Source organism: Tolypothrix sp. VBCCA 56010 (assembly GCF_050875635.1).
In the GTDB taxonomy this organism is placed as follows: domain Bacteria; phylum Cyanobacteriota; class Cyanobacteriia; order Cyanobacteriales; family Nostocaceae; genus Hassallia.
On record NZ_JBPAOH010000029.1, the window covers coordinates 35,235 to 58,322 of the forward strand.

General features: G+C 41.0%; 24 protein-coding genes and 2 pseudogenes. 11 read left to right on the forward strand and 15 right to left on the reverse strand.

What is annotated here, in order from left to right; genetic code table 11:
- Nucleotides 1–60 precede the first annotated feature (60 nt).
- Entirely contained in the window at nt 61–2,319 is a 2,259-nt protein-coding gene (locus AABK37_RS12640) for a RelA/SpoT family protein (protein WP_432551943.1), read from the reverse strand.
- 292 nt (nt 2,320–2,611) lie between these two features.
- On the opposite strand from AABK37_RS12640, the gene patD reads away from it, so the two are divergent.
- From patD to AABK37_RS12655, 3 genes are all read left to right on the forward strand, one after another.
- Complete coding sequence (patD, locus tag AABK37_RS12645) at nt 2,612–2,968, forward strand: heterocyst frequency control protein PatD (RefSeq protein WP_432551912.1); 357 nt, start codon at nt 2,612–2,614, stop codon at nt 2,966–2,968.
- Between the two features lie 391 nt (nt 2,969–3,359).
- Nucleotides 3,360–3,611 (forward strand): DUF6887 family protein, encoded by a 252-nt coding sequence (locus tag AABK37_RS12650; RefSeq protein WP_432551913.1) that lies wholly within the window; start codon nt 3,360–3,362, stop codon nt 3,609–3,611.
- A gap of 127 nt (nt 3,612–3,738) precedes the next feature.
- Nucleotides 3,739–5,415 carry a dipeptide ABC transporter ATP-binding protein gene (locus AABK37_RS12655; RefSeq protein ID WP_432551914.1) on the forward strand — a complete coding sequence of 559 codons (1,677 nt, stop codon included), beginning with the start codon at nt 3,739–3,741 and terminating at the stop codon, nt 5,413–5,415.
- Here the strand turns inward: AABK37_RS12655 and AABK37_RS12660 are convergent, their stop codons facing one another.
- Both AABK37_RS12660 and AABK37_RS12665 read right to left on the reverse strand, forming a co-directional pair.
- Nucleotides 5,416–5,559 (reverse strand): hypothetical protein, encoded by a 144-nt coding sequence (locus tag AABK37_RS12660; RefSeq protein WP_432551915.1) that lies wholly within the window; start codon nt 5,557–5,559, stop codon nt 5,416–5,418.
- A gap of 3 nt (nt 5,560–5,562) precedes the next feature.
- Nucleotides 5,563–6,477 carry a hypothetical protein gene (locus AABK37_RS12665; protein WP_432551916.1) on the reverse strand — a complete coding sequence of 305 codons (915 nt, stop codon included), beginning with the start codon at nt 6,475–6,477 and terminating at the stop codon, nt 5,563–5,565.
- Nucleotides 6,478–6,762: 285 nt separating this feature from the next.
- Here AABK37_RS12665 and AABK37_RS12670 point away from each other — a divergent pair, with 285 nt between their 5' ends.
- From AABK37_RS12670 to AABK37_RS12680, 3 genes are all read left to right on the forward strand, one after another.
- Complete coding sequence (locus AABK37_RS12670) at nt 6,763–7,122, forward strand: hypothetical protein (RefSeq protein ID WP_432551917.1); 360 nt, start codon at nt 6,763–6,765, stop codon at nt 7,120–7,122.
- 166 nt (nt 7,123–7,288) lie between these two features.
- Nucleotides 7,289–7,780 (forward strand): GNAT family N-acetyltransferase, encoded by a 492-nt coding sequence (locus AABK37_RS12675; RefSeq protein WP_432551918.1) that lies wholly within the window; start codon nt 7,289–7,291, stop codon nt 7,778–7,780.
- Nucleotides 7,781–7,870: 90 nt separating this feature from the next.
- Complete coding sequence (locus AABK37_RS12680; RefSeq protein ID WP_432551919.1) at nt 7,871–8,092, forward strand: hypothetical protein; 222 nt, start codon at nt 7,871–7,873, stop codon at nt 8,090–8,092.
- A 159-nt stretch (nt 8,093–8,251) separates the two neighbouring features.
- Here the strand turns inward: AABK37_RS12680 and AABK37_RS12685 are convergent, their stop codons facing one another.
- The 5 genes and pseudogenes from AABK37_RS12685 to AABK37_RS12705 all read right to left on the reverse strand — a co-directional run bounded on the left by AABK37_RS12685 (nt 8,252) and on the right by AABK37_RS12705 (nt 10,724).
- Nucleotides 8,252–8,827, reverse strand: a complete 576-nt coding sequence (locus tag AABK37_RS12685; RefSeq protein WP_432551920.1) for a Uma2 family endonuclease — start codon at nt 8,825–8,827, stop codon at nt 8,252–8,254.
- Nucleotides 8,828–8,880: 53 nt separating this feature from the next.
- Nucleotides 8,881–9,222 (reverse strand): annotated as a pseudogene (locus AABK37_RS12690) (DNA cytosine methyltransferase); the annotation flags it as partial.
- Between the two features lie 15 nt (nt 9,223–9,237).
- Complete coding sequence (locus AABK37_RS12695; protein WP_432551921.1) at nt 9,238–9,375, reverse strand: hypothetical protein; 138 nt, start codon at nt 9,373–9,375, stop codon at nt 9,238–9,240.
- A 21-nt stretch (nt 9,376–9,396) separates the two neighbouring features.
- On the reverse strand, nt 9,397–9,972 hold the full coding sequence (locus AABK37_RS12700; protein ID WP_432551922.1) for a Uma2 family endonuclease: 576 nt from the start codon (nt 9,970–9,972) through the stop codon (nt 9,397–9,399).
- 128 nt (nt 9,973–10,100) lie between these two features.
- A complete protein-coding gene (locus tag AABK37_RS12705; protein WP_432551923.1) occupies nt 10,101–10,724 on the reverse strand; it encodes a hypothetical protein in 624 nt (207 codons plus the stop codon).
- A 96-nt stretch (nt 10,725–10,820) separates the two neighbouring features.
- Here AABK37_RS12705 and AABK37_RS12710 point away from each other — a divergent pair, with 96 nt between their 5' ends.
- The 3 genes from AABK37_RS12710 (at nt 10,821) to AABK37_RS12720 (ending at nt 11,874) form a co-directional block, all read left to right on the forward strand.
- Nucleotides 10,821–11,078, forward strand: coding sequence for a hypothetical protein (locus AABK37_RS12710; RefSeq protein WP_432551924.1), 258 nt, complete (start codon nt 10,821–10,823; stop codon nt 11,076–11,078).
- 122 nt (nt 11,079–11,200) lie between these two features.
- Nucleotides 11,201–11,476, forward strand: coding sequence for a hypothetical protein (locus tag AABK37_RS12715; RefSeq protein ID WP_432551925.1), 276 nt, complete (start codon nt 11,201–11,203; stop codon nt 11,474–11,476).
- Nucleotides 11,449–11,874 carry a type II toxin-antitoxin system VapC family toxin gene (locus AABK37_RS12720; protein ID WP_432551926.1) on the forward strand — a complete coding sequence of 142 codons (426 nt, stop codon included), beginning with the start codon at nt 11,449–11,451 and terminating at the stop codon, nt 11,872–11,874. The genes AABK37_RS12715 and AABK37_RS12720 overlap by 28 nt, the downstream gene beginning before the upstream one ends.
- Nucleotides 11,875–11,951: 77 nt before the next feature.
- Here AABK37_RS12720 and AABK37_RS12725 read toward each other — a convergent pair.
- A pseudogene (locus tag AABK37_RS12725) lies at nt 11,952–12,165 on the reverse strand (type II toxin-antitoxin system HicB family antitoxin).
- A gap of 464 nt (nt 12,166–12,629) precedes the next feature.
- On the opposite strand from AABK37_RS12725, the gene AABK37_RS12730 reads away from it, so the two are divergent.
- Nucleotides 12,630–13,112, forward strand: coding sequence for a hypothetical protein (locus AABK37_RS12730; protein WP_432551927.1), 483 nt, complete (start codon nt 12,630–12,632; stop codon nt 13,110–13,112).
- A gap of 68 nt (nt 13,113–13,180) precedes the next feature.
- Here AABK37_RS12730 and AABK37_RS12735 read toward each other — a convergent pair whose 3' ends face one another.
- The 4 genes from AABK37_RS12735 to AABK37_RS12750 all read right to left on the reverse strand — a co-directional run bounded on the left by AABK37_RS12735 (nt 13,181) and on the right by AABK37_RS12750 (nt 19,328).
- The gene (locus AABK37_RS12735; RefSeq protein ID WP_432551928.1) at nt 13,181–14,158 is read right to left on the reverse strand and encodes a protein rep; all 978 of its coding nucleotides are present in this window, start codon (nt 14,156–14,158) and stop codon (nt 13,181–13,183) included.
- A 435-nt stretch (nt 14,159–14,593) separates the two neighbouring features.
- Nucleotides 14,594–14,905, reverse strand: a complete 312-nt coding sequence (locus AABK37_RS12740) for a HigA family addiction module antitoxin (RefSeq protein WP_432551929.1) — start codon at nt 14,903–14,905, stop codon at nt 14,594–14,596.
- Between the two features lie 79 nt (nt 14,906–14,984).
- Entirely contained in the window at nt 14,985–15,155 is a 171-nt protein-coding gene (locus AABK37_RS12745) for a type II toxin-antitoxin system RelE/ParE family toxin (RefSeq protein WP_432551944.1), read from the reverse strand.
- A gap of 171 nt (nt 15,156–15,326) precedes the next feature.
- Nucleotides 15,327–19,328, reverse strand: coding sequence for a magnesium chelatase subunit H (locus tag AABK37_RS12750; RefSeq protein WP_432551930.1), 4,002 nt, complete (start codon nt 19,326–19,328; stop codon nt 15,327–15,329).
- Nucleotides 19,329–19,713: 385 nt separating this feature from the next.
- On the opposite strand from AABK37_RS12750, the gene AABK37_RS12755 reads away from it, so the two are divergent.
- Nucleotides 19,714–21,084: a lipid-A-disaccharide synthase gene (locus AABK37_RS12755; protein WP_432551931.1), complete on the forward strand. Its 1,371-nt coding sequence runs from the start codon at nt 19,714–19,716 to the stop codon at nt 21,082–21,084.
- 171 nt (nt 21,085–21,255) lie between these two features.
- Here AABK37_RS12755 and AABK37_RS12760 read toward each other — a convergent pair whose 3' ends face one another.
- Nucleotides 21,256–21,642 carry a hypothetical protein gene (locus AABK37_RS12760; protein WP_432551945.1) on the reverse strand — a complete coding sequence of 129 codons (387 nt, stop codon included), beginning with the start codon at nt 21,640–21,642 and terminating at the stop codon, nt 21,256–21,258.
- A gap of 299 nt (nt 21,643–21,941) precedes the next feature.
- On the reverse strand, nt 21,942–22,388 hold the full coding sequence (locus AABK37_RS12765) for a hypothetical protein (RefSeq protein ID WP_432551932.1): 447 nt from the start codon (nt 22,386–22,388) through the stop codon (nt 21,942–21,944).
- Nucleotides 22,389–23,088: the final 700 nt, after the last annotated feature.

Here is a 23,088-nt window from a genome sequence, read left to right on the forward strand (position 1 = left end):
CGCGATAAATCGCGTCACTACGGTGGTGCGTTAACGAAGTAACGCACCCTACGAATTAGGCTATTCGTCGATTTGACCGACGCGACGAATGTTGAGAATGTCGCTCATTTTCTTGATTTGGATAAATACTTGTTCGAGTTGAAAGCGATCGCTTACATCAATCCCCAAGTCCATTAACGCTGGTTGTCCAAAAGCGGTTTTTACTTGAGCGTAACGGACGTTGATTCCTTGGTCGCTCAAGCGTGATAAAATGTCTTTCAATACTCCCACTCGATCCAGCGCTTCAATTTGAATACTCACTGGGTAGGTTTGCGGACGATTCCGATTTTCCCTGGCTGAATTCCAACTAACTGGTACTAAGCGATCGCACTCTACTGGCTCTAAATTATGACATCCTTGGCGATGGATGGAAATTCCCCTACCTCGCGTCACTACACCAATAATCGACTCTCCGGGAATTGGCGTACAACATCCAGCTAAATGATACACTAATCCTTCTACCCCAACAATTGGCGAATCGCTAGCGCGATTGATTGCTGGTACGTCTCGCAAAGCTTTAGGTGAAGGTATTGATGTAATTTCTATGACGTTTGTTGCAGGTTGTTGCGCTTTGACTATTTCTCGCCAACGATTTAATACTAAGTTCAAGGTAATTTCACCGTAACCCAAAGCCGCTAATAAATCGTCCACACTATGATAGTTACACTTTTCGGCTACAGCTGACATTGCTTCTGATTTCAGCAAACTTTCAAAACCTGTTCTACCGAGTTCTTTTTCTAACAACTCTCGCCCACGAGCAAGATTTTCTTCACGGCGCGATCGCTTGTACCATTGTTTTATCCGATTCTTCGCCGCAGAAGTTCTCACAAAGTTCAACCAATCTAAACTTGGATGGCTGTTCTTTTGCGTCAAAATCTCGACTATATCGCCATTTTGCAAGCGCGTTGATAATGGTACCATTCTTGCATTTACCCGCGCCCCCGCACAATGATTTCCTACTTCTGTGTGAATCCGATAAGCAAAGTCTATTGTTGTGGAACCCGGACTTAAGGAAACTAAATCCCCCTTAGGGGTGAAGACATAAACATCATCTTCAAATAAATTATCTTTGATGCTTTCCAGATATTCTTGAGCGTCTTTCAGGTCACTTTGCCATTCCAACAACTGCCGCAACCAAGTGAACTTCTCATCTTGTGCCGTTGCCTGAATGTTGTTAGAACCACCTGTTTCTTTGTACTTCCAATGAGCAGCAATTCCATACTCGGCTATATGATGCATTTCCTGCGTTCGGATTTGCACTTCCAAAGGACGACCTGTAAAACCCATCACACCAGTATGCAACGATTGGTAACGATTTGGTTTGGGCAGTCCGATGTAGTCTTTAAATCTACCAGGAATTGGGCGAAAGGCATCGTGAACTACAGCCAAAGCGCGATAGCATTCTTCATTGGTTTTAACAATAATTCGCAATGCAGCCAAATCGTAAATTTCGTGAAATTCTTTTTGCTGTCGCTGCATTTTTTGGTAAATACTATAAAGATGCTTCGGGCGCCCGCTGACATCGATGACTTCAATACCGGCTTGTTGCAAGCGATCGCGCAAAGTTTTCGTAATTTTCTCCAGTCTTTCTTCTCGCGCTGCTCGTTTTTCGGCGACATGTGTTTGAATTTGGCGAAAAGATTCTGGTTCGAGATACTTAAATGCCAAATCCTCCAATTCCCATTTTATTTGCCAAATCCCCAACCGATTAGCTAAGGGAGCAAAAATATCTCGCGTTTCTTGGGCGTTGCGGCGACGACTTTCTTCTGACATAAACTGCAAAGTTCGCATATTATGCAGCCGATCTGCCAACTTCACTACAATTACTCGGATATCTTGTGCCATTGCCAAAAACATTCGTCGGAAGTTTTCAGCTTGGCTTTCGGTTTTGCTTTTGAAGTTAAATTTAGAAAGCTTGGTAACACCTTCTACCAATTGTCTAACTTCTGCTCCAAAATGCTCTTCTATTTGCTCAATTGTAATATCTGTGTCTTCGACGACATCATGGAGAAATCCCGCTGCTATCATGGCAGAACTTCCCCCCAAGTCGCGTAACAATCCAGCTACAGCTACGGGATGACAAATATATGGTTCTCCCGATTTGCGGTATTGACCTTGATGCAACTCGTAAGCAAATTTAAATGCTCGACAAATCAAAGTTGTATCATAACGCTTTTTGTCATCTTCTTGGGCGTTAAGTGCGGATGACTCTTGTAAACATTTTTTTAGCCAATCCGGAAGGGTGATTTCAACTGGGGAATTTATAAGTATACCGCTCATAAAATCGAAATTAAGGTAATCTGTGGTTAAGTGGATGTACTCTGACAATGCCATTGCCGCCTAATTGTTGCCTTAATTAGTAAGCGGTAAAAGCAGTGTTAGAACGATTTGCTGGCAAGAAGAATTGCTATCTTATCCGGTTTGAGTGTCAACAATCATAGTTGGGAAAATGGAATTATGGCAGCGTGCAGCCCCCTAGCATCATTTGAGGCGAGTAATTATAATAAAAGTTTAAAAAGTCTGTTTTAGAAGAAAAAAATCTTGACATTAATAGTATCTCAAGAAGCATTTAATGTCTCTAAATCGCCATAAGTATCACACATTCGCAATGTTGCTCCAGCAATTACGTGACTATACCACGAGTACTGAACTAAATGCGCCCGGACTGCGGCTGCGTGTGGCATCTTTGCAGCAAATGTTTCAGCAGCAGATTGTGCCTTTGGCTCTGGAAGATACTCAGATGCCTGATAATTCAAGGGAACAGTCTTATCTAACCGAGATGAGCAAGCAACTGCGCTTGTTGGAATTGGATGTAATGTTTTTCCAAGGAGCGAGGCAACCAGCTACTGCTCAAGCTAGACTCCAGACAATTAGCGATCGCTTGACTACTCTCATGCAATACTGCGAAGCAATACTGCAACAAGAATAAGCATAAAAAGGTCAAATTGGCAATAAGTTTTTTTTTCTCGCTTTTACCTTCTCTGTTTCTATTGTAAAGAAACATTACCCATAAGAATAATATATTTCATCTGCCTAAGTGTGGAAAATTTGACATTTGTCAGCACTTAGCTTGGGGTTTGTTCAGTTTTTTACATAATCAGGACTTACGCAAAAAATCGCCGTCACCATTGAATTTACGTAGGGGCAATTCATGAATTGTCCCCTACAAGAAGTTAGTTTTGCGCTCATTCCTAAGAATACTAGGACGAATGGTAAAATAGGCGACGTGTACAGTCAGTGTTTCGGATGCCTGCTGAAGCTCAATTAGAAAGCTTATATCGTGTTTGCTATCAGATTGCACCGAATGGAGAGGTATTCTGATGAGTCAGATTAATTATGCTGATATGTCCGATGAAGAATTGAGACAATACTTTCTCCAACATCGTCAAGACAAAATGGCACTTCAGGCATATCTAGATAGACTTAGTACACGTCCACGCAACGTGATTGCGACTTTAGACGATCCTGATTTTGATGTTAAAGTTCAAGCAGCAATTCGCGTTTCAAATGCAAGGGAGAAACAGCCAAGGGGAATAAGCTGTCTAATATACCTTAGATTCCCGACTTCTTAAAGAAGTCGGGAATCTTGTATTGAGCGATGAATCGCTCACTACGAAAAGAGAACACCTACTTTTACGAATCTGATACACTATCTGAAATTTCTTTCTTTATGGTAGCGATCGCGCCAAATGATAAAATATGAATGAAGCTTTATTCCAAATCGAAAATCTGCGCGTTGCCTATCCTCACGGTGGTGATGAAGAGCCGAGATGGGCGGTTGATGATGTTTCTTTTACTCTCCAACCCGGTGAAAGAATGGGATTGGTAGGAGAATCAGGTTGTGGAAAATCAACTTTGGGACGTGCTGCGATGCGCTTATTACCCTCATCTACCCGTATTGAAGGACGGGTGATGTTTCAAGGGCAATCGGTATTTGATTTAAATCCGAATCAGTTGCGAAAATTTCGCGGAGAAGCGGTAGCGCTGATTTTTCAAGATCCGATGACACGGCTAGATCCGTTGATGACAATCGGCAAGCACTGTTTAGAAACTTTGAAGGCGCATTCACCTAGTTTATCAACTAAACAAGCGAAAGAAAGAGCGATCGCCACTTTAGAAAAGGTGAAAATTCCTGCGACTCGCTGGAATCAGTATCCTCACGAGTTTAGCGGGGGAATGCGGCAAAGAGTAGCGATCGCTTTAGCTTTACTTCTCAACCCGAAGTTAATTGTTGCCGATGAACCGACAACCAGCTTGGATGTCACGGTTTCCGCACAAATTTTACAAGAATTAACCCGATTGTGCGGTGAAGAGAATATGGGATTGTTGCTAATTTCTCACGATTTGGCAATGGTAGCAGAATATTGCGATCGCATTGGGGTGATGTATGACGGGAAAATGGTAGAGAAGGGTGCTACCGAATCTGTATTTAGAGAACCACAACACGAATACACGCGATCGCTTTTGCAAGCAGCTTTGCACATTCAATCTGTGGATGAGTTAGAAAGTGGGGAGTTGCAAGTGGGGAGTGGGGAAAATTACCAATTACCAATTACCAATTCCCAATCACCAATTTTGCGGGTAACGGAATTACAGCAACACTATAATATAGAACCCAGCTTTATTGAACGCCTATTTAAAGCGCAAACTCAGACAATTAAAGCAGTCGATGGTATTAACTTAGAATTATATCAGGGAGAAATTCTCGGATTAGTTGGCGAATCAGGTTGCGGTAAGAGTACGCTGTCGCGGACAATTTTGCAATTAATTCGTCCCACTGGTGGTAAAATCGAGTTTTTCGGAAAAGATTTAACTAACTTATCGAGTCAAGAAATTCGCTCTTCCAGAAGACAAATGCAAATGGTGTTTCAAGACCCTCATGCTTGTCTGAATCCAGCGATGACTGTAGGACAAAGTATCGCTGACCCTTTGTTAATTCATCATATCACCGATGCGGAACAAGCAAAACAACAAGTGCTGTTAATGTTGGAGAAAGTCGGTTTAAAACCGACAGAAGTATATTATCAGCGTTATCCATCGGATTTATCAGGTGGACAACAACAAAGAGTAGCGATCGCACGTGCTTTAATTACTCGTCCCAAACTGTTGATTTGCGACGAACCGGTGAGTATGTTAGACGCTAGCGTGCAATCGCAAGTGCTGGATTTGATGTTGCAACTAAAAGAAGAGTTTGATTTAACTTATTTGTTTATCACTCATGATTTGTGGTTAGCGAGATTTTTATGCGATCGTATCGCCGTCATGAATGGTGGTAAAATCGTCGAACTAGGTGCAACAAAACAGATTTTTGCCAATCCTCAACACCCCTACACCAAAACCTTACTAGCTGCTGCTCCCTTACTAGCACGAGCTTAATTAAATGTAGGGAATGGGGAATTGGGCATTGGGCAAGAAAGAGGGGGAAAGGGAAAAGGGTAAAGGGTAAAGGGCAAGAAAGAAGAAATATTTCTCCCCAGATCCCCATGCCCAATGCCCGATGCCCCATGCCCCATTTCCCATTCCCTACTCCCCTCCCTCAATCAACTTTGTAGTTTCGCTCTTTGAACCATATAGCTCAGTGAATCTATTAAACAGCCACATAGTTTCGTGACTTGCAGATTTATTTGAAGAAAATAAACGCTCTACATTTTTATCAGCTAAAGCACGTAAATAAGGTAAATCTTCAAACAATGTTAAACACGCAGCAAAATGCAACATTATTTGCAATATTGGTTTATTCCATTCTAAATCGCTGTAAATATCTATAAAGAATTGATGTTCTTTATCCGTTAAAGGAAAGACGTTAAAGATAACAATTATTCTCTTGTTATTGTAAACGGGAATGCTCAGTTCTACAGTATAAGGATTGTGCAGTATTAAATCCACCTCAACAATTGGTTGTCTCCAAATCTTCAAAGCATTTACTGGAGAATCTAAAACTGTTTTAAATTTGATTATTCCTCCAATATCTGTAGCTTCTACATGACTGACATTAATAACTTTTAAGTTATTCAAGCTAAACTTGTGAACAGTTTCTAAATGCTTTAAGCTCAAGAGATGATAGATTTGGCAAAGATAAGGAAAAGGTAAAATGTATTCTTGGCTAATCATATGTCGCTTCTTTAAGTCAAAGTTGCCAACTTGACTCGGACATAGATATCCTTCAGTTCCATCACCGTTTAAGTTTGTCTCCGGTCGCAAATACAGCCAACTAAAAAACAAGAATGAGGCTGTCAATAGCTGGAGGATTTCTATGGGAGATAAATACCCGTCAGCTAATGCAGCAAGGCTTCTATCGCTGATTCCAAAAACCCAAGACGGAATACCGAAAAACCAGATACTATTTTTTATTTTCCCAACTAAAATAGCCAATTCTACTTCTACGGGCAGATTATTTTTCGGCTCGTTATTATCAGTCTGAATAAGATTACTAGGCATAATAATTTACTTCAGTCAAGTGATGTAAATAAAATTAAATCTTGCTTGTAATGACATATATGACAAAAAGATCCTTTCACTAACCTCTACCTATAGTTGTAGTTAGTTACCTCATGAATAACAAGATAAAAATAAGATAGATTATTTATAACAGATGTTTCTAAAGGAGGAATTATTTTTAGTGAATTATAAGTATAATTATAGCTGAATACGGAAGATTGAAGTGTTAACTAATTAGCGTATTCGCCGCTACAAAATAAATAAATAATATTAGGTAGTTGTATCATGCATAAAATTTCACAACAGACTGCACAAGCCGCAGAGAAACACGCTCTTGCTTCACAAGAGCATGGAAAATCAATTGAAGAAGTGGGTAAGGCTTTACAAGAGGGTGAGCATCCGGATATCGAACTTGGCAAACGCATCGAAGCGCAAGGAAAAAGTATCCAAAAGCAGGCGCAGGAAAACCATTTGAAGGCAGAGAAAATTCCCGAAGAGGGCTACTCAACAGAAGCATATTTAGAGTATTTACAGGGGCAGATGGACGCAATACAGACTCATGTTGAGGCAGTTAAGGCTTATCAAGAGGCATTGGCGGCTCGTTTACACAAAAGTAATAATTCTCAAAAGCCAGGAGAAAACTGAGTCATCGCAGGCATATTTAAGCAAAGCACAAATTGCTTTTTAAATGTGAGCCTGCATCGTTTTAGCGAATAAAAGTGCTGTTGTGTGATTAAATTCTGACACAGCTGTAGAATTGCTACTTCTAAGGCTGTATTATTCTTAAATATTTTCTTACTAGACGGCTGCAATGACTATCCGCCATGCCACTGAAACTGACTTGCCAACAATTGTAGCGATTTACAATGCGGCAATTCCTAGCCGCATGGCAACTGCTGATTTAGAGCCGGTGTCTGTAGCGAGTCGGCTGACTTGGTTTAGTGGGCGATCGCATAACATCCGCCCAATTTGGGTAATAGAAGTAGAAGGTGTAATTGCTGGCTGGCTCAGTTTCCAATCGTTTTATGGGCGACCTGCTTACCATACCACTGCGGAAATTAGTATTTATATTGCTCCTGCATATCATCAGCGTGGTTTGGGACGGCAACTTCTCGCACAAGCAATTCATCAAAGTCCTAGTTTGGGTTTAAACACTTTATTAGGTTTGATTTTTGCCCACAATCAACCTAGTTTAAAACTGTTTGAAAAATTCAGCTTTCAACGTTGGGGTTACTTACCTCAAGTCGCACAACTTGACGGGATTGAACGCGATTTAGTAATCATGGGACTGCGAATTAAATAGATATTGTTTAATAAAAATTATCTTTACCAAACAATGTGACACGCTTTGTGTATATTGAATTTAGAACAAGACAATTAAACGATAAATTCTATGTCTACATATAACGAAGTACGCCGTCTAGCCAAAAGCCTCACCCCTGATGAACAAATACGGTTAATTGAGGATTTATCAAAGTCAATTCGTCGAAAAGTTACATTAACACCTAAGCCAAAGCGTAGCATTCTTGAATTGCGCGGGTTGGGTAAAGAAATCTGGAATGGCATTGATGCTCAAGAATATGTCAATCAGGAACGCGACTCATGGAATGGATAGTTCAGTTACAAGGGGCAATTGTAGGCTTGGATACTGCACCGTTGATTTACTTTAGTGTTGGATAAACTGATAATTTGAGTATTTTTTTCTCAGGCGATCGCCCAAATTTTTGAATCCACTAAGCAAACATAACACTATCATCTCTGAGTAAAGGTATTATTACCAAATCGCTTCCAGATTCAATACAAACCCAGGTAAAACATCTTCCCCTGATAAACTAACAGGAGATTCCAACACCTCAACCTCTTGCCCAATGCGAGAAATCTCCACTTGCCGAGACTTGCGATTAATTAACCAACCCAAACGCGCACCATTATCTCGATATTCTCGCATCTTTTCTTGAGTCTCTCTCAAGCTATCAGTCGGTGAAAGTAACTCAACAACAAAATCAGGACAAAGTGGTAAAAATCTGGTTTGTTGTTTTTGAGTTAATGCATTCCATCTTTCTAATTTTATCCAAGAAGCATCAGGTGAACGGTCTGCACCATTAGGAAGTTTAAAACCACTAGAAGAATCAAAAACTTTACCTAATTTATTTTGCTCATTCCAAATCCAAACTTGAGCAGTTAATCCAGCGTTGCGGTTTCCTGTCTCTCCCCCTGTTGGTGGCATAATTATTAATTCTCCCGTAGCAGTTCGTTCAAACCTCAAATCACGGTTTGCTTGACATAGCTGGAAAAATTGCTCATCTGTTAGTTCAAGCACTGATTTGAGGTTGACTGTTAAAGCGTTCATAGACAGATTTTAGATGAGGAATTAAGGCAAACATATTGCGTGTCCTATAATAACTATATTAGCTGAAAATCGATATCAATACTCTGCTGCATTATCGGGTTTGACAATTGAAAGTCCTTTATATTCACTACAAGTCCATCAAGAAATCCCTCTAAATAGCCTTTAATTTCGGCGCGACTTTTAGAACTAATAGCTGTCATGCGTATTAAAATTATAAAATTATTGTTAGCAAAGCTTTCGCCAAAGGAAACTCCACCAACTAATACATCTATTTCAAAAGGTAGTTGATTTAGCTGGGTAATATCTCCTAAATAAACTTCGTCTGCATTATCAGATTTAATAAAATTGTTTTGATAAACTTTAATCGCTTCTTTGTCAATCTCTGAGTAGCCTAAACACTTTCCTCCTAACTATTCTAGGGGAATTCTAAAGCCACCTATACCAGCAAATAAGTCTACAAACGTAAACTTAGATTTGCTACTTATGACATTTACAGGTTGAAATAATTGAAATAATTCTAGTTGTTGACCATAAACACCTGGTTTCATTTACCTTGCGATCGCTATAATCTACCAAATTGCTTCTAAATTTAACACAAACCCAGGCAGCACATCTTCCCCAGACAAACTCACAGGAGATTCCAATACTTCAACTTCTTGTCCAATGCGAGAAATTTCTACTTGCCGAGATTTGCGATTAATTAACCAACCCAAACGCGCACCATTATCTCGATATTCTCGCATCTTTTCTTGAGTTTCTCTCAAACTATCAGTCGGTGAAAGTAACTCAACAACAAAATCAGGACAAAGTGGTAAAAATCTGGTTTGTTGTTCTTGAGTTAATGCATTCCATCTTTCTAATTTTATCCAAGAAGCGTCAGGAGAACGATTTGCACCATTAGGAAGCTTGAACCCAGTAGAGGAATCAAAAGCGATGCCAGTACCATCTGCATCTGCCCAATTAAACAATTGTTGAGTTAGTCTACCGTTACGGTTTCCTGTTTCTCCTCCAGTGGGTGGCATAATGATTAATTCTCCTGTAGCGGTACGTTCAAATCTGAGATTTTCGTTTATCTGACATAACTGGAAAAATTGCTCGTCTGTTATTTCAAAAATAGGATTGAGGTTGACTGTTAAAGCATTCATAGTCCGATTTTAGATGAGGGATTAAGGCAAGCATATTGCGTGCCCTATAATAACTATTCTATTTGGGTAGGTTGAGTGACTGTAATTGCTACAACTGAAGGAACTTGTGAAAAAGCTTGTCTGTATTTTTACCCAATTATTTGTATCTGTCCGTTGTTTCGAGATAAATTAGTAACAGCGATCGCCAAAATAACAAATCCAGTCGCCAAAATCACAAATCCAGTCGCCAAAATAACAAATGCAGTCGCCAAAATAACAAATCCGGTTGCCGAAATAGCAAATCCGGTCGCCAAAATAGCAAATCCGGTCGCCGAAATAGCAAATCCGGTCGCCAAAATAGCAAATGCGATCGCCGAAATCACAAATGCGATCGCAAAAATAGCAAATGCGATCGCAAAAATAACAAATGCGTATGCCAGTTGTGAAAGAGAGGTGCGTAGACGCGCAGCGGTGAAGCAGCGCGGTCTTGGGGAGCCACCTCCGTGCGCGGGTTCCCAAGGCAGCGCGTTGCGGAGCCAGCGCTGTGCGGAGGTCACGAACGTTGAGGCGACTGGCGTGGGGTTCCCCCCGTTGTAGCGACTGCCGCCGCGTTGAGGAGAGTGGCGTGGTTCCCCCATGAGCGACTGCACCAAGCCGAAGGGCTTGTCGTTAGACATCGCCTTGCAGAAAACCTCAAAAACAAAGCGATTATTTGTTGTGAAAGAGTGAGCGTAGACGCGCAGCGGTGAGGGAGTCGCAGTCTTGGACGCCACTTGACGCCAGTCGCCTCAAGTCGGGAGACCCGCCCACGGCGCTGGCTCCTTTATGCCGGGAGACCCGTCCACCGCAGTGGCTCCGCTTCCCGTCGATTGCGAACTCCCGAACCCGTTCGCGCAGCGTCTCCGTCAGGAGAAGGGCTTGTCGTTAGACATCGCCTTGCAGAAAACCTCAAAAACAAAGCGATTATTTGTTGTGAAAGAGTGAGCGATCGCTTTACAGAAAACCTCAAAAATAAAGCAATTGGTTGTTGTGGAAGAGAAAGTGCCTTAGCGTTGGCGCAGCCTCTCGTAGAGAAGCTCACCGATAGGTATCGCTTTGCAGAAAATCTCAAAAACAAAGCGTTTTGACGAGACTTATGATATTTTTCATTTAAATATTGATAATAACCGAAAGCGATACCTACGGTAACGCACTCCCCGCACTTGGTTGTTATAATCTAATTTGTAGCTAATGCCAGAGAAATTACCTTGTGGACTCTACATTTAACTGGAACCCAGAACAGACTTTACTTGAAAAAGTAAGAAATTTGGCTATTAAACGAGGTCAATCGCCCGAATCAATTATCAGTGAAGCTGTTAGATTATACATCGAAACCCAATTGCTAGAAACGGTTGATGATGATGTGTCTGACCCATTAATTGGCTTATTTGCAGCAACACCTGATTTAGCTATCAAGTCAGAAGATATTCTTCAAAATGAGGTAACAGAAAAATCAGGTTGGACATCGAAAAAACCCCAGCAGTAGCTGATACGGGCTTTGTTGTAGCATTGTTGAATCGTTCAGATACAATGCACAGTAGTGTTACAACAGTATATACAAAACAAAAACAAATTTTATTGCCACAAACAGTATTAGCGGAAGTAGCCTATCTAGTAGGGCGCAATGCAGATTTAGCGACGGTAGTAGCCTTCTTAAAAGGACTATCTGCGAGTAGATTTACTTTAATAGCTTTGATAGACAAAGATGTGATGCGCGTGGCTGAAATTTTGGATGAATATGCAGATAGTCGGATTGATTTTGTAGATGCAAGTGTTATGGCTATAGCTGAACGCTATAGTATTAAAAAAATATTGACTTTAGATCAGCGAGATTTTAGATTATTTCGACCTAAACATTGCGATAGTTTTGAGATTTTACCCTGAAGAAAATAATAGTTAACAAACATTGCGATCGCCTGTTGTGGAAGATTCGAGCGATCGCTTCGGAATGCATTCATCAGTTACGCGGACATCAACCGCTGTCTCGCTTGGTGGAATTGTACGCCCTAATTCGTTCGCAGTTTCAATCCACTCTTGCATAACTATTTCTATATTTTGCAGTGCTTCTTGATAAGTTTCGCCATCAGCAGCACAACCTGGTAATTCTGGAACTTCGGCAATAAATGCTTGGTCTTCTTCGCTCCAGTAAAGGATTATTTCATAGCGAAGTGTCATTTTGTCCTCCTAACTATTATTTATAAATTGCTAAACAAATCTTATATATCTGTATAGATGCGAAATTTTGCGTCTTTACATTTTTTTATTTATCACTTTTTATCGAAATTATTTATCACTTTCAAGTGAAGTTAGTCTTCTTATCAGGTATCCAATAAATGGATATTTTATAAGAAGGCTATCGCCCAATATAAACATGATGATATGACTGTTCTTTCAGACTGTCGTACTTATTCAAGGCACTCATTTTTATAAGTTCCTTCGGATTGATAAAAATTGAAAAGTCTGATGACTGGTTTTTAAAACTGTCGTACTTATTCAAGGCACTTATTTTTATAAAGAGCCTTCGGCTGGAATTTAAATTGAAAAGTCTGATAACTGTTCTTTCAGACTGTCGTACTTATTCAAGCCACTCAGATTGAGCTAACGCTTGAAGAAAAAATGATAATTGTATGGAGTTAATCATGCCTTTAATTCAGAATCTTGGATATGTTCGTCGTGATTTAATTATTCTCCGTAGTTGGTGGAAATCTCAATTAAATATGGACCAAATGCACAATAGCCGTTACGCTTTTAACAGAACCCATAAATGGTTTAAGCGTCGCGTCATCTTAAATAAAATTCCGACTATTAAACCAGGTAATTGGGATGAGAGGGTCTTTAGACTTGGCGATCGCATTTACCCTGAATGGGATTGTGCATTACTCTGTCATTATCGTCCTGGAGGTTGTATGACACCCCATGTTGATCATGTAGTATTTCATTCCTTTACTGTGTTGGTCAATATTGGATGCTGTACTTTCTGCATTGGAAATGAACAACATTTCCTTGAAGATGGACAAGTAATTTCGTTTAACTCAAACATTACTCATCAACTTCTCCCTGTTTGCTCTGAGCGAGCCTCATTGACTTTTCGTAGAATTCGCTCTGAGTATCTACTTCGCTAATTAGTGTATAATGTTGTCGTAGTCTGGATTTCATGTCCTTGGTAGCCTCGCCGATACACCTCTAAATTTTAATAATATTTCTTTTGCTTGCTTCCCCACCTGAAAAGCAGACTTCCTGTATCAACCTCATTCATCTCTTCACTCTCGCCAATGAGGTCTTGGTTTTTCTCCTCTAATTCCCGCATATAATGCCTAAGTATACCTCCAACCGCGATCGCTCTGGTTTTGTGCAGTTGGCGGGTTAACTCCAAAAACCATTCTCTATCCGCTATTAAATCAGACTCTTTGATCTGATACTTAAGAATTTCTGGAATTAGTAATTTGGGGTCATGATGACGTGCGATCGCACTTATATGAACTACTGGCTGATAATCAACTCGCAAGCATTGCTGCCATAATTCTACCCACTTGGCTTGGGAAATATAGCCATGACTAAAATAAGAAGGCTGCACCATTGACAAAATATGCAAATGCGGATGTGCTGAAATCCCGTCTCTACCTTTGGTAACTTCTATTGATTTTACCCAACCTTTGATAGACCATGCTTTTAACTCAGTCAAACGCTTAAAAGCTTTGTTTATGCAATCCAAAGTTTGTCGTAATTCTTTAATATGACAATTTTTGACTGTCAATGTGATGAATAGCCAGCGATATTTGGGATAATCTGCAACAACCTGTGGCAGAATTTTATAAGCCTTTGCTTTCCACTTCAGACTTCTACGCCACTGACAAACCGGACAATGACGAACCCGACAAAATTGGGCATTTAATAACTTTAAGTTGAGGATATCTTCCGATTCATCGGGCAACAATTCAAACTCTAGCCATTCGGAACACCTTCTAACTCGTAATGCGTAGTTTTCAAAGGAAGCTTCACTTGCACTAGCGTAATAATTGGAAATTTTATCAGCATTTGCTCGGTGCTTATCCCAAGTTTTGCCTATCTTGGAAACTTCGGATAAATTCAGTTGATTTTTATCTTTTTTGTCTTGGTGTGATAAATTGACAGTAGTAAAACCGCCGTCTGATGCTTGAAAAGACACCATAAACCCTGATGTGTTTTGTTTGGTATGAACAACCAAAATTAACACTTGTTTGACAATCTTATCTCAGGATTTATACTTAAATAAAAAATTTGTTAATTATCATCAATGTAGCCCTCAGGCTATAAGCCTGGGGCTATACATACAAAGCCCACCTTGTCCTAAGGGACACGCTACGCGAACGTGGGCTAAATTCTTCAGCCCGCGTAGGCGGGCTTCGTTAGTGTAGCCGCACCCTTCTAGGGTGTCGGCGATACGCACATCACAACTACTCTACGCCCTCAATCCGATCCTCAACCTCTTGGTACAACTCGCGCAGACGATCTAAATTATCCTCGCTAGTCTCCCAATAACCTAGAAGTGAGATTTAAAAATTTGGTTCATTCACCTGAAAATTGCTGTAAATTTCAATCATTCAAAAATTATTCACAATTTCTTCTAAACCAAAGTCATGACTTGCTCATATTCTTCTTTATGGCTTTGCAAAGCATCCCAAAGTTCAACTTTTTGCTGAAGATTAAGCCAAAGTCTTGGACCATTTCCTAAAGCTTTACCAAGACGTATTGCTATATCTACTGTAATTGATCTTTGACCATTAATAATTTCCTGAATTGTTTGATTAGATACTCCTAAAATTTCTGCAAAATTTGCGGTATTAATATTTAAATCATCTAAAATATCTGCAATTACTTCGCCAGGATGTATTGGTCTTACTAATCTATCATCAGTAATATCTTGCCAATTATCCATAATTAATACTTCTTACTTAATAATTTGGTTAACCTTATTTAGCATGGTCTAGCCAATCAATATCATATTAACACACAAGTTAATGATAATCTTCAAGATTGACATCATAAGCATCACCATCTTCAAACTTAAAAGTTATACGCCAGTTTGCTGATACCTTTATTGACCAAGTTCCTTTCCTGTCTCCTTTTAATTCATGCAAATCATAACCCGGTAATCTAATATCTTCTAAAATTAATGCTGAGTCTATAACTTAAAGTCTAATTCTAATTTTCTTTTCTAAGTTTGCAGGAACTCCTTTATTAAAATTTTCTCTAAACAAATTTTCTAATGCTTTATTTTGAAACGTTTGAATCATTTATATTTCATTTTTTAATTTTATCTCATTGTTAAGGCAGGCTTTATGCCTGCCCATGTAATCCTACTCTACGCCTTCAATTCGGTCTTCAACCTCCTGATACAACTCGCGCAACTTGTTTAAATTCTCTTCGCTAGTCTCCCAATAACCGCGTCCATTTACTTCCAATAAAGTTGATACAACCTTGCGGAAAGAATGCGGATTCAAATTCATCAATCGCTGACGCATGGCTTCATCTTTGATGAAGGTTTCGTTAGTATCCTCATAAATCCAGTTATCAACGGCGCCGGCTGTGGCACTCCAACCCATCGTATTTACCAATCGCTTGGAAAGTTCGCGCACACCTTCGTAACCGTGAGACAACATCCCCTCATACCACTTCGGATTTAACAATTTGGTACGCGCATCAAGACGCACGGTTTCTGATAATGTCCGCACTTGAGCGTTTGCTGTAGTCGTGTCGGCGATGTATGATGCTGGTGTCTTACCATCATCGCGCAGACTTGCTACAAGCTTGGTGGGGTCAGAGTCGAAGTAGTGGGAAACGTCGGTCAAGCTAATCTCGGAAGAATCGAGATTTTGAAAAGTCGCTTCCGCAGTTTTCAAAGTGCTTTCAAAAATGTTCCGCGATTCGTCCATCATACCGGGGTTATCAGAATTGAAGGCGAAGGATTTTCGCTTCAGGTACATTTCTTGTAACTCGGCTTCGCTGTCCCAAGTGCTGTTTTCCACCGCCAAGTTGATGTTTGACGAGTAGGAACCGGAAGCGTTGGAGAAGACGCGAGTCGCTGCTTGACGCAAGTTGATTCCCATATCCTCAGCTTGTTGCAAAGCATGTTTGCGGACAAAGTTCATCGATGGTGGTTCATCGGCTTCTGCCGCCATTTTCACACCTTGGTCTAACAGATTCATCTGGTTGATGAACAAGTCGCGGAATACTCCCGAACAGTTGATGACTACATCAATTCTCGGTCTTCCCAACTCTTGTAAAGGTATCAATTCCAGCTTGTTTACTCTTCCCAAAGCATCGGGAACCGGACGCACGCCAATCATCCACATAATTTGAGCTAGGGATTCACCGTAAGTTTTGATGTTATCGGTTCCCCAAAGGACGCAGGCGATGGTTTCCGGATACTTTCCGCCGTTTTCAGCCTTGTTACGTGCCATAAGCCTGTCTACGACGATTTTCGCTGATTGAACTGCCGCTGTTGTCGGGATAGATTGGGGGTCAAGTGCGTGTATATTTTTACCTGTAGGTAATACATCCGGGTTGCGGATGGGGTCGCCACCAGGACCGGGAAGGATGTATTCCCCTTCTAAACCTTTGAGTAATGCGCCTAGTTCGTTGTCAGCGCAAACTTGCTGCAAGCAGAATTCCAAATACTCAAACAACGGTTTAAGTGCTGTTGAATCAACTTTGGGGAATGGGCGGGGAGACCCCGCCCCTACGTGCAATGCTTCTAACCAAGGTTCCTTTTTGCCCATGTTAAAGAAATTCAACTTGGAAACGCGGGAAACTCGCCCTTCTGCGTCGGTTTGCTCTTTCACAAGGGCGCTTACTGCTTCGCGGGTGGCAAGGGTAATGTCTTGCAGCAGTTGGACATCTTCTAAAATACCCCGATCGCTATTTTGATAAATTTCATCCAAATCGCGTCCGATGCTGTTAGCGATAATTCGCGGCAAACCGAGGATTTCTTCTTCTTGACGATCTAAACTAGCGATGTTGACTAAAGTAGCGATCGCTTCTTCCGCAGTTGGTGGTTTACCAATTACGTGCAATCCACAAGGCAATAACCTTGATTCAATTTCCATCAACTTGCCATACACGCTGCCAACTATATTATCCCGCTCTTCGGCGCTCATCTCTTTGGCATCGGTTTTGGCAAATTCGATATCTTTATCCAAGTTCACCAATCGGCACTTGTCCATAATGCTGTTGACAATCGGAACACCGCGTCCGGTATCTTTCAAGGTTTGGTAAGAAGCAATTAACTCGCTTAATTCTTTCAAACCTTTGTACAAACCAGCATTTTCCGCCGGCGGAGTTAGATAAGAAATTGTCTCTGCATAACTGCGACGTTTGGCGATCGTTGCTTCGCTGGGATTGTTGGCTGCGTAATAATACAGGTTGGGAATCATGCCAATCAGGTTATCTGGATAACATTCCCCAGACATCCCCATTTGTTTACCTGGCATGAATTCCAAGGAACCATGAGTCCCGAAGTGCAGTACCGCATCTGCTCCCCAAAGTTGTTCTAAGTATGTGTAGTATGCAGCGAAACCATGATGCGGACTTGCAGAACGCGAGAATAATAATCGCATCGGGTCGCCTTCGTAACCAAAAGTAGGCTGCACACCGATAAAGACGTTACCAAATTGCTTACCATAAATTAGCAGATTTTGTCCATCGCTGTTGAGATGTCCGGGAGGTGGTCCCCAATTTTCTTCTAAACGGTGAGAATAAGGTGTCAGCGCTTCATATTCTTGCACCGACATTTTGTAGGCGATGTTCAATTCTGGGCTGCTATACTGCGCTTGGGCATCGTGGATGACTTCTTGCATCAACGCTTCCGGTGATTCTGGCAATTCTGGCAAGTCGTAACCGTTATTTTTCAGCGCTTTCATTACTTCAAAGATGGAACCGAATACATCTAAATAAGCAGCGGTTCCGACGTTTCCTTTATCTGGGGGAAAGCTGAAAACGGTGATGGCAACTTTTTTGTGTAGCTTTGGTTTGCGGCGGAGGTTTGCCCATTTTAAAGCACGTTGAGCGATCGCTTCAATTCGATCTTGGAGGGCGATCGCTTTTCCTGTTGTTCCATCCCTGCCTGATACAATTATCGGCTCAATTGCCCCATCCAATTCCGGAATCGCAATTTGCAACGCTACTTGAATCGGATGTAACCCTAAATCGCTATCTTGCCATTCTTCAGTAGTTTGGAACACCAAAGGCAAGGCTACCATGTAAGGACGATTCAAACGCTTCAACGATTCAATCGCTTTCGGATGGTCTTGTCTTGCTGGTCCACCCACCAAAGCGAAACCAGTCAGCGATACCACAGCATCGACTAGCGATGTTTTAGAATTCGGTTCAAAAAAATAAGCATCCACAGGTTTAGAAAAGTCCAAACCACCCGCAAATACCGGAACTACTTTTGCGCCGAGGCATTCCAATTCCTGCACCATTGCTACATAATGGGCATCATCACCCGTAACTAAGTGCGTGCGTTGCAGTACCAGTCCCACACAAGGTGCTAACGGATCTTTCAAATCTGAGGAAATATCCTTGCGAGCCGTATACCAATTGAGGTATTCTTTTACATCCTCAAACATCGTCGGTGCTAAAGGATGCCAAATCCCCATATCCGGATAAACGACCGGCGCTTGATATGTCACAGATGCAAAATTTTGTTTATCTACATCTTTTAATACATATTTATCAGCTAGCATTAGCAAGAAGTTTTCCAGGTTTTCTGAAGAACCACCTAGCCAATACTGAAAACTGAGCATGAAATTTCGCGCATCCTGTGCTTTTTCCATTGGCAGGAACTTTAGCACTTGCGGCAGTGTTCGCAACAGCTTCAGCATTCCATCTTGGAATCCTGCACCGGATTTTTCCTTGCGTTTTCGCATAAACTGTGCTACAACGCTTTTTGACTGTCCCAACTGTGCCAGGGAGAAGCTGCCCATTTTATTTAGGCGCATCACTTCTGGCATAGATGGAAAGACCACAGAAACGTCTAGCTTTGACCGATGTGGTTCTACAGCTGCTACTACTTTCTGCGCTAAGTCTTCTATAAAAATTAGTGAGGCGATGAAGATATTCGCAGTCTCGATTTCCTGCTTGAACTGTTCGTAGTTCTCTGGATCTCGAAGTTCTTCAATTAAGTACCCGCTGATTTCAATCGCCACGTTGGGATGTTGCGCGTTAATCGTGCGAACCGCTTGTGACAATGCGCTTTGGTACTGGGACTCAAGCACGACATAGACCACCTTGATTAAATTACGTCCGCGTAAGTTATCTGGCGCAATATGTCGAATGGTGGACTTGACGTGGGTGAACATGCTTATGAAGCTCCTAGTTATGCGTGTTCTCATGGCGGAAGTTTCCACAGCAAAATATGCTCCTGGTAAACTTCCTCTGTTTATGGATATGAGTTGTTTTTATCAGAAAATGCTTACTTGGTGGGAGTTTTGTCGTCTATCTGACACAAATCGATATATAAAACGAAAGATTTTTTAAAAAATATTGACAAATTGAAAAGTATGACTTCTATTTGTGTAACGAAAAGTTCATATTTGGGCATTGGGCATTGGGCATTGGGCATTGGGCATTGGGCATTGGGCATGGGGCATTGGGCATGGTGTAAGGAACTAACATCCAAGAACTAGCAACTAACAACTAACAACTAGCAACTAGCAACTAACAACTAACAACCAACAACCAACCATGCAATCAGTTGATATTTTAATACTCTCAAATGGTCCTGGAGAGGTAACAACCTGGGTGCGTCCAGTGGTGCAGGCATTGCGTCAACAACTGGGCGATGACCGTTCTCTGGTAAGGATTTCGGTTATTTTATCACCATGCCCAAATGCTACTGGTAAAGAAGCAGCGATCGCTCGTTCTTATCCAGAAGTAGATCGAGTACAATCAGCAGAGCATTTTTGGCAGTTTTTGCTTTGGGGAAAGACTTTTGAAAATTGGGATTGGAGAAGTCGCGGTGTAGTAGTCTTTCTCGGCGGCGATCAATTTTTCCCGGTAGTAATCGGTAAAAAACTGAATTATCGCACTGTTGTTTACGCGGAATGGGAAGCTAGATGGCATAGTTTAATTGACCGCTTTGGGGTAATGAAATCTGAAGTTGCTAATCGCGTACCCCAGAAATATGCTCATAAATTTACCGTTGTCGGCGATTTGATGGTAGAAGCGGGGGGGAGAGGGGGGGGAGATAAGGGAGATAAGGGAGATAAGGGAGATAAGGGAGATAAGGGAGCAATATCTTCCTCATCCCCCTCATCTTCCTCATCTTCCTCATCCCCCTCATCTCCCCTCTCCCCATCTCCCACTCCCAAAACCGAATTGATTGGACTTTTGCCGGGATCGAAGGCGGCAAAGTTGTCACAGGGAGTGCCTTTGATGTTGGCGATCGCTGAATACATTCACAGCAAAAGACCGGAAGTTCAGTTTGTCATTCCTGTTGCCCCAACTTTGGATTTACCAACTTTAGCTAGTTTTGCCGATCCCGAAAAAAACCCCTTTGTGAAAACCTTCGGCTTTAGCAATGCTTCTCTTATTACTCCTAACTTTTGTACGGGCGGGATTACCCCGCCCCTACTCAAAACTGCCACTGGCTTAAGTGTAGAACTATACACTCAAACGCCTGCTTATGATTTATTATCTCAATGCAGTATCTGCCTAACTACAGTCGGGGCAAACACTGCTGAACTCGGTTCTTTAGGCGTACCGATGATTGTTTTGCTACCAACGCAACAACTTGACGCCATGCGTTCTTGGGATGGTTTACCCGGACTTTTGGCAAATATGCCTTTACTTGGTTCCAGCTTTGCTAAGTTAATTAACTGGTTGGTACTTAGGCGAAAGGGTTTATTAGCATGGCCCAATATCTGGGCACAGTCAATGATAGTCCCGGAATTGGTGGGAAAACTTCAACCGCAAGAGGTGGGAGAAATGGTTTTAGATTATTTGGCTCATCCAGAAAAATTGGCAGCGATTCAAGCGAAATTGCGGAGTGTTAGAGGTGAAGCCGGCGCAGCGCAAAAATTAGCCCAAATAGTATGCGAAGAAATTGCCAGATAGCTAATAATAATTATTCAGTTATTTCCTAAGTTGCCATATGCTTTTTCAGAAAATCTAATATTGTTGAAGCCTGGTTTGATTGCTCAGTGTTCAAGTTATTTTTGCGAGACATTTTAAATACTACTAAAGCCTGGAAACTGCTGACAATCTGCCTGAGTTTAGTCATATTCGCTACTCAGAGGACTTTCCATCTCTGCGCCCTAGTTCATAAACGCCGGAACCCATACAGGCAAGTATACCCATGCTGATTGACCAACTGCGACCTAAGCCTAGTTCTACGCCCCAGTTGCATAATCCGCCAAAAATTAGAAATGGGACTATACTGAAAAGCGAGGCGTAAAAGGCGTTTTGGGATTCTCTTGCTTGACGAGTCTTTTCAAATTCTGATTTGCTCATGTAAAGCGATCGCTCGGCAAAGTTAAACCAGCGATTAAGAAGCAGAATTACCCACTCACTGACTGGGGAAAAACCTAAATATAGCGCCAATGACCACAAACTTGTGCCGGCGATCGCGATCGTGTCTAACTCAATTCTGAAAGGCAATATATCAGTCAGCATGGGTTTAGTCAATTCTGCAAAGCTAAATCAACCATTTAAGCTATTTTTTACAGAAAGTCAACCGCCTTTGGGCTGATTTGGTATATTGGTAAGACTAATTGACCAAATAATTACTAATTCATAATTCATAATTCACGCATTAAATGCGTTCAATCCCGATCTAAATTTTTAATTTAGTGGTCAACTTTTTAAGTGTCAACTTGAACTCTTCACTTAAATAGTTGATCGCGCTCATTAATACAGGAGCAATTCGCGCTTTACCCATTTTTTAATTATGAATTATGAATCATAATTAGTTATTAAAAATAAAATTCTTGCAAAAATGGGTAAAGCTTATTTGCTAAAAGTTCAAACTTTTCTCCAATAGAATCAGGAGAAGTTATTTCATATCCTCTACCATTTAACCAATTATAATTATTATCTGGAATATAAATTAAGTGAGCCATTCCTTGGTTGTAGTATCCTGATAAAGTCAGAGTTCTTATTTTCGGAAAAAATCTCAACTTAAAATTTTGGGAAAAATGTTTTGCTTTAAAAGTTATACATAAATTATCACTGCCAATTTTTTCAGATAACAATTGAAACTGAGCTTTTGGGAGAACTAAAGCCGCATGACCACTTCCAATTGTTTGAAATAATAATTGAAACTGAGTATTTGGGAAAACTGAAGCCGCAATTTTAGCAACCTCTGCCTCAAAATCTGGTTCTCTGGTCTGGAAAAGTTTTCCTGCACCTCTAATAGACATGATTTTTTCCTTTGTTATGGATTTAAAAATAGCGATTTAGTACGACTTTGTACATTCCAATAGCTAAGATTTGCTCTCCAAAAATTACATCTATAAGGTGATTGACATAAATCTAATTATGTGTACTTATAAAATACATGCTAAATGCTAATCACGCTAGTTTACTTTTTTTTAGATATTTCTATCTATGATAGTAATACTTCTACCTCTTAAGTATGAAATTTAAGTAAATTTACATGATTTAGGTATACGATCGATTATCAATTGAATAAGGAAAAAAGCAAAATACCGCTAGTTTATAGCTGACACAAGCAAACGAGCCGTTAAATTTCAAGTTATTTAATCTTCGCGCTTGCGAATAATATAGGACTTACGCACAAGAATGAAAAAACGAACCGCGTTCGCCCTTGGCGTCTCCGTTCGCGCAGCGTCTCCGACACACGAGAAGGAGAAGGTACGTTCGGCTTTGCCGTCTTTGTTCGCGCAGCGTCTCCGCGATTGAGAAGGAGAAGGACACGTTCGCGCAGCGTCTCGTTCGCGCTTCGCGTCTTTGCGATTGAGAAGAGAAGAAAAGAGGGTTACAAAGGGTTTTTGCGTAAGTCCTATAATATTTAGGACGAGCGCATTTACTTGCTTTGATTGTGTGCATAAAGCCTTACTTGATTTGCCCAACAGAAGTTAAGCACTCCTACGCGCTTTC

Coding starts and splice junctions, on each gene's coding strand:
- AABK37_RS12735 (WP_432551928.1), bottom strand. CDS start 14,158: ATGGTGTCTTTTCAAGCATCAGACGGCGGTTTTACTACTGTCAATTTA.
- AABK37_RS12700 (WP_432551922.1), bottom strand. CDS start 9,972: ATGAATGCTTTAACAGTCAACCTCAATCCTATTTTTGAAATAACAGAC.
- AABK37_RS12655 (WP_432551914.1), top strand. CDS start 3,739: ATGAATGAAGCTTTATTCCAAATCGAAAATCTGCGCGTTGCCTATCCT.
- AABK37_RS12675 (WP_432551918.1), top strand. CDS start 7,289: ATGACTATCCGCCATGCCACTGAAACTGACTTGCCAACAATTGTAGCG.
- patD (WP_432551912.1), top strand. CDS start 2,612: ATGTCTCTAAATCGCCATAAGTATCACACATTCGCAATGTTGCTCCAG.
- AABK37_RS12665 (WP_432551916.1), bottom strand. CDS start 6,477: ATGCCTAGTAATCTTATTCAGACTGATAATAACGAGCCGAAAAATAAT.
- AABK37_RS12680 (WP_432551919.1), top strand. CDS start 7,871: ATGTCTACATATAACGAAGTACGCCGTCTAGCCAAAAGCCTCACCCCT.
- AABK37_RS12650 (WP_432551913.1), top strand. CDS start 3,360: ATGAGTCAGATTAATTATGCTGATATGTCCGATGAAGAATTGAGACAA.
- AABK37_RS12660 (WP_432551915.1), bottom strand. CDS start 5,559: ATGGGAAATGGGGCATGGGGCATCGGGCATTGGGCATGGGGATCTGGG.
- AABK37_RS12670 (WP_432551917.1), top strand. CDS start 6,763: ATGCATAAAATTTCACAACAGACTGCACAAGCCGCAGAGAAACACGCT.
- AABK37_RS12640 (WP_432551943.1), bottom strand. CDS start 2,319: ATGAGCGGTATACTTATAAATTCCCCAGTTGAAATCACCCTTCCGGAT.
- AABK37_RS12740 (WP_432551929.1), bottom strand. CDS start 14,905: ATGGATAATTGGCAAGATATTACTGATGATAGATTAGTAAGACCAATA.
- AABK37_RS12765 (WP_432551932.1), bottom strand. CDS start 22,388: ATGTCTATTAGAGGTGCAGGAAAACTTTTCCAGACCAGAGAACCAGAT.
- AABK37_RS12755 (WP_432551931.1), top strand. CDS start 19,714: ATGCAATCAGTTGATATTTTAATACTCTCAAATGGTCCTGGAGAGGTA.
- AABK37_RS12760 (WP_432551945.1), bottom strand. CDS start 21,642: ATGCTGACTGATATATTGCCTTTCAGAATTGAGTTAGACACGATCGCG.
- AABK37_RS12685 (WP_432551920.1), bottom strand. CDS start 8,827: ATGAACGCTTTAACAGTCAACCTCAAATCAGTGCTTGAACTAACAGAT.
- AABK37_RS12695 (WP_432551921.1), bottom strand. CDS start 9,375: ATGAAACCAGGTGTTTATGGTCAACAACTAGAATTATTTCAATTATTT.
- AABK37_RS12750 (WP_432551930.1), bottom strand. CDS start 19,328: ATGTTCACCCACGTCAAGTCCACCATTCGACATATTGCGCCAGATAAC.
- AABK37_RS12730 (WP_432551927.1), top strand. CDS start 12,630: ATGCCTTTAATTCAGAATCTTGGATATGTTCGTCGTGATTTAATTATT.